At 38.2% G+C, this 5165-nt stretch carries 4 protein-coding genes; 2 read left to right on the top strand and 2 right to left on the bottom strand.

The annotated features are described in order from the left end of the window. Together AC2JBO_RS42915 and AC2JBO_RS42910 are read right to left on the bottom strand one after the other, a co-directional pair. Positions 1-789: glycosyltransferase (locus AC2JBO_RS42915; RefSeq protein WP_496959723.1), on the bottom strand; the 789-nt coding region annotated here is incomplete at its 3' end. A 208-nt stretch (positions 790-997) separates the two neighbouring features. Beyond that, on the bottom strand, positions 998-1960 hold the full coding sequence (locus AC2JBO_RS42910) for a glycosyltransferase family 2 protein (protein WP_496959722.1): 963 nt from the start codon (positions 1958-1960) through the stop codon (positions 998-1000). Between the two features lie 193 nt (positions 1961-2153). Between AC2JBO_RS42910 and AC2JBO_RS42905 the strand changes: the two genes are divergently transcribed. Then, positions 2154-3578, top strand: coding sequence for a YcjF family protein (locus AC2JBO_RS42905; RefSeq protein WP_496959721.1), 1425 nt, complete (start codon positions 2154-2156; stop codon positions 3576-3578). 198 nt (positions 3579-3776) lie between these two features. After that, entirely contained in the window at positions 3777-4970 is a 1194-nt protein-coding gene (locus AC2JBO_RS42900) for a DNA cytosine methyltransferase (RefSeq protein WP_496959720.1), read from the top strand. The last annotated feature ends 195 nt before the right edge of the window (positions 4971-5165 follow it).

The raw sequence follows: 5165 nt of genomic DNA, 5'->3' as shown, positions 1-5165 counted from the left end.
GGCAAGCCCAAATGATTCGTGGTATGATGCCAATACAAAAATATCTGAAGATACGAGGTAACGCTGCGGTTGCGGTTGAAATCCTTCAAAATGAATTTTTTCAGCAACCGAACTAGCGCAAGCAAGAGTTTCAAATATTTTCTTATCTGGACCATCACCTACTATATATAGATGTGCTTCCGGGTAAGTGGAGGAAATTTTTACAAACGCTTCAATAAGCTCTTTTATTCCTTTGCGTTCATACATCCCAGCTACAGTTGTTATAGCTGGATGCTCTAAGACAACTGGTAAGCTCTTCTGTAAAGTACGTGGACTATCCAATATTCCGTTCGATACAACTCGTAACTTCTGTTTTGAAATACCTCGTCTTTCCATACTATGAGCAACTGCTTGACTCACCGCAATCACTCGGTCAGCTAAACCCATTAATATTGCACTACGCTGGAATTCGTTATGCACGGTAGATACAAGCGCATAACGTTGTGTACGCAGCATACTACCTAGCACTACTCCTGTCATCATATGAGCATGAACTATATCTGGCTCAAACTCCGAAATTATTTCTCGGTAACGGATAATGACTTTGATGATATTTACTGGACTTCGACTGAAATTTATAGCGTAATGCTTTACACCATAACTATTTAGTAACTTTTCATACTCTCCACCACTTGATATCACTGCCACTTGATGCCCTGTTTTCGCTTGCAGACAAGCTAAATCAACAGCGACATTTACTATCCCGTTACCAATCTCTTGAACATGGTTTAAGACGTGTATAACTCGCATGAGGAATATATTTAGTTATGAAGTAAAGAATGTATATTGAGGTTTTACCCAAAACATTACTGATGGATTATAGTATTTTATATTACCAGACCTCACAATTTTTAAAAGATAAATTTGTCAATAAATTACAAAGTTTTCGTAGAGTTTTAGTAAAGACACTTAGGGTTCGTTGAATTTGATTAAAATTGGATTATGTTTATGTTAAACTTTACTGAATCAGAATGTATTTGCGAATACGCGAATTTTGATGGCACCAGCGACGAACCAGAAAAGCCTTGAATAGTAGCCACCAAGCTCGAATAGACAGAATTGATGGCTCAAATATTTTTACGACACTGTGAATGTTTTTATTTTTAAGTGCGACTAACAACCAATGCAGTTTTAAGTAGCTTCGCATATCGTCTAACGTAGGTATATTCCGACTATGAGTAGTATCTACCAAAGCGTAGATTTTCTCTTTTATCAATATATTTGTATCGAGTCGCTGTTTATATGCAATTTTTTGGTCATACCCACCGTTCCAGTGAGTGCGAAAAGCAAGACATTGATTCAAAAAAATCGCATCGCCAAATTTAGCTATCCGAACCCAGGAGTCAATATCGTCACAGCTTGTCATCAATACATCCCACCCACCTGACTTTAAAAACGCTTGGCGCCTACAAGCTACTTGTACTGGTGTACCAAATGGTACAATTTCTAGCAGCATTCCATAATGGACATCAGCTTGAGGTATATAATATGCTAAACCGGGGCCAAGTTGTGGAGTTCTGCTTTTTTCAACACCTTCCGGATCAACTTGAGCAGCTACGCACGAACAAATTACCGCATCAGAACGAAGTTTGATTGCTTTTGCCATTTCCTCTAAACAGGTTGGCGCCAAGTAATCATCGTCATCCAAAAACTTGATCCAATCCCCACTACTTTTCTCAACTCCAATATTTACAGTGGCAGCATGTCCTGAGTTTGTCGAGTTGCGATGGTAAATTAACCGAAAATCTCCACGCGCGCTCATGAGGTTGCATAAGTTCTCTATGAATTCTTGTGTTCCATCAATCGAACAATCATCAACGACCACAACTTCACACTCTAGTGTTTGCTGCAAAGCTGAATCTATAGCCCTTTGCAGCAATTGTAAACGGTTATAAGTCGTGATCACGACACTGAACTTCATAGACTAAACACCTATCACCTTTTATACATTTCCAGGTAAATTTTTCTATTACCGGATAATAAATTATCTACTTTTACTTATGGTACTCGTTCGATAATTGTTACACACAAGACTTGACCAATATCGAATGACTATGCTGGATTTTTGATCTATTCTGTAGTAGAAACCATTCGTCCATTCGGAGAATAAAACGGTGAAGTTGCAGCGACCAATATTAATAGGAGGACTAGGACTGTCCTTTGCATTATGGCTGTTTGATACTTTGCAAGACTCATTCGTGCAAATTGGTGAGTTTAGCTTGCTAGGTTTAGTCGCAGTTGGTGGTTCTTTGTGGCTGTTAAAACCACGCACTAGCAAAATAGTACTACAAGAAGAGTTACCTCGTGACCGTGCGACTGTAGAAAAAGCGATTGCAAAGGCCGAAGTCGTAATCAACCAGTTGGCAGGCGCCTGCGAAGATAATATCGAGACGAAAAACTTCGCCTTATTACTTCAAAAGCAAGTTTCAAAATTGGAAGCTGAGATTGAGCGAAAAGAAATTCATCTCGCTGTGACTGGTGGGAAATCTGTAGGTAAATCTACTATTCTTCAGATTTTACAGCAAAATACTGCTTCTTTACCCATTGCGACACTAAAAGAAACGGCACCGTTATTTATCGAGGCTGTTCATACTGATTCTGATGTTCTTGATGATACTGTAATATCTGATTACGTGTTATTTGTTGCTAACGGTGATTTAACCGATACAGAGTATAAAACGCTTCAACAACTCAACGCTACGTCAGGTCGCGTCATGCTGGTCTTCAATAAGCAAGACCAATACATTCCGGATGAGCGTGCAAGTATATTGTCATCATTAAAACAACGGTTACAGTGTGATGTTACAGCAATATCGGCGGCGCCTGTACCCATCAAAGTTCGTAAACACAACGCTGATGATACATTTACTGAATGGATGGAACAGCCTCAACCAGATATTCAGGAATTAACTACTCAGTTAAGTGAAGTTATTGCTAATAACGGTCAACAGCTAGTTTGGGGTACTACCAAGAGAAAAGCAGATTACCTCAAAAGTCACGCAAAAACCGCATTAAATATAGTTAGAGTACAAAAAGCAAATCCAATTATCGAACAACATCAATGGATAGCTGCTGCTGCTGCTTTTGCAAACCCGTTACCCGCGTTGGATATTTTAGCAACTGCAGCAATTAACGCGCAAATGGTTATGGACTTGGGCAGTGTGTACCAACAAAAATTCTCCCTCGAACAAGCGAAAACTGTAGCTGTAGAAATGGGAGGGTTGATGCTGAAACTTGGTATAGTCGAACTTTCGACAAAAGCTATTAGCACTGTACTTAAGACTAATGCTGTCACTTACGCAGTTGGTGGTGTTATTCAGGGTGTGAGTGCAGCATATCTAACGCGCGTTGCTGGTTTGGCTTTGGTTGAGTATCTTCAAGCTCAGGATGTATCTATTGAAACCGGAAATCCTTTGAATTTGGAGAAGTTACGCTCTTCTTTACAAAACGTTTTTCAGAAAAACCAACAGGTGGCTTTTTTACAAGGTTTTGTTAGTCAAGGTGTGAAACGCTTAGTTCCTGCTGAGTCAGGTGTTTAAGCTCCCCCCTTTGTGTTCTTTGTGTTCTTTGTGGTTTTTTAAAGAGATAAACCACAAAGGTCACAAAGGACACAAAGAAAAGAAAGAAGATTCGTTTTTACCACAGAGTCACAGAGGGCACGGAGAAAAATCTTTACATTATTTAAGATGCATTGAAATGTAAGATTGGATTACTTGCTGCGCGCGTTTTGTTGGTAAATGACTGTCAAACCAAAGATATTCTCTTTTTTCGCTGGCTCTGGTTTTCTTGATTTGGGTTTTGAGACTAGTGGTTATGATGTTGTTTATGTCAGCGAGATTTTTAAGCCTTTTATGGCAGCATATAAATACTCGCGCTCTCATCTAAATTTACCTTTGCCTGAATATGGGTATCATGAAGGTGATGATGGTGATGTTAATAAGCTTGTAGAATCACATGCTCATCATCTCAAGGAACTTGTCAAAGATTGTCGCAATTCTACAAACGATATAAACGTAATCGGATTTATTGGCGGTCCACCATGTCCTGATTTTTCAGTAGGTGGTAAAAATCGTGGACATTTAGGCGCCAACGGTAAACTTTCTACCGCTTATGTTGAACTGATTTGTCAGCAACAGCCAGATTTCTTTTTATTTGAGAATGTTAAAGGTTTATGGAAGACAAAAAAGCATAATTTATTTTATAAATCACTCAAAATAAGATTACAAGAGTCTGGTTATATATTGACTGACCGCTTAATTAATACAATTGAGTACGGTGTTCCACAAGATAGAGAACGAATTATTCTATTAGGCTTTCACAGTAATTTTTTAAGAAGTATAGGGATTATACTTAAGAATATCGCCTTGAAGAATCAACTAGAATTTCCTTGGCAGAAATACGTTATTTATCCTCAAAGTAGTGTTTTCTCTTATCCTTGGCTTCAGCATGAACCATTTAAAGAAAATTCTATTGTAGTTTGTCCTCAAGGAATTCCTAAAGAATTAACAGTTGAATCATGGTTTATAAAGAATGATGTGACGAATCATTTTAATTCTCAACATTACTTTCGACCAAGAGCGGGTATCGAAAAATTTGCATCTATTCCAGAAGGAGATGATTCGAGAAAATCGTTTAAACGTTTGCATCGTTGGCGTTACTCTCCTACAGCTTGTTACGGTAATAACGAAGTACATTTACATCCCTATAAAGTTCGGAGAATTTCTGTCGCTGAAGCTTTAGCTATTCAATCTTTGCCACAAAATTTTGTTTTGCCTGATGATATGTCACTCACAAATATGTTTAAAACTATCGGAAATGGTGTACCTTTTTTAGCATCAGAAGCAATCGCAAAATCTATCATTGATTTTATTCATCAAGCTACTTCATACAGAACAATACAATTTAACAGAGAAAATAAGCTTGCTTCTTAGAGGTTGTTTTAAAAGTATAAAATTAAACTATAGGCTTGGAAAATCCCCCCAACCCCCTACGGTGTACACACATCTTTTTATCACCCTTAAACTCTTACTCTTTGCGTTATGCAGCGTACTTTGCGGTTCGTTAAAAAATAACCGCAAAGGACGCAAAGGCGCAAAGAAAGAAAAGAAAAGTTACTTTTAGAGACT

This window comes from Calothrix sp. CBUCES-K 9914 (genome assembly GCF_059640475.1).
Note: the sequence above shows the minus strand (reverse complement) of the source record. Positions and strands in the feature narration are given on the sequence as shown.

What these genes read in the sequence shown, in the direction of transcription:
- AC2JBO_RS42910 (WP_496959722.1), bottom strand. Translation starts at nt 1,960, where the DNA reads ATGAAGTTCAGTGTCGTGATCACGACTTATAACCGTTTACAATTGCTG.
- AC2JBO_RS42900 (WP_496959720.1), top strand. Translation starts at nt 3,777, where the DNA reads ATGACTGTCAAACCAAAGATATTCTCTTTTTTCGCTGGCTCTGGTTTT.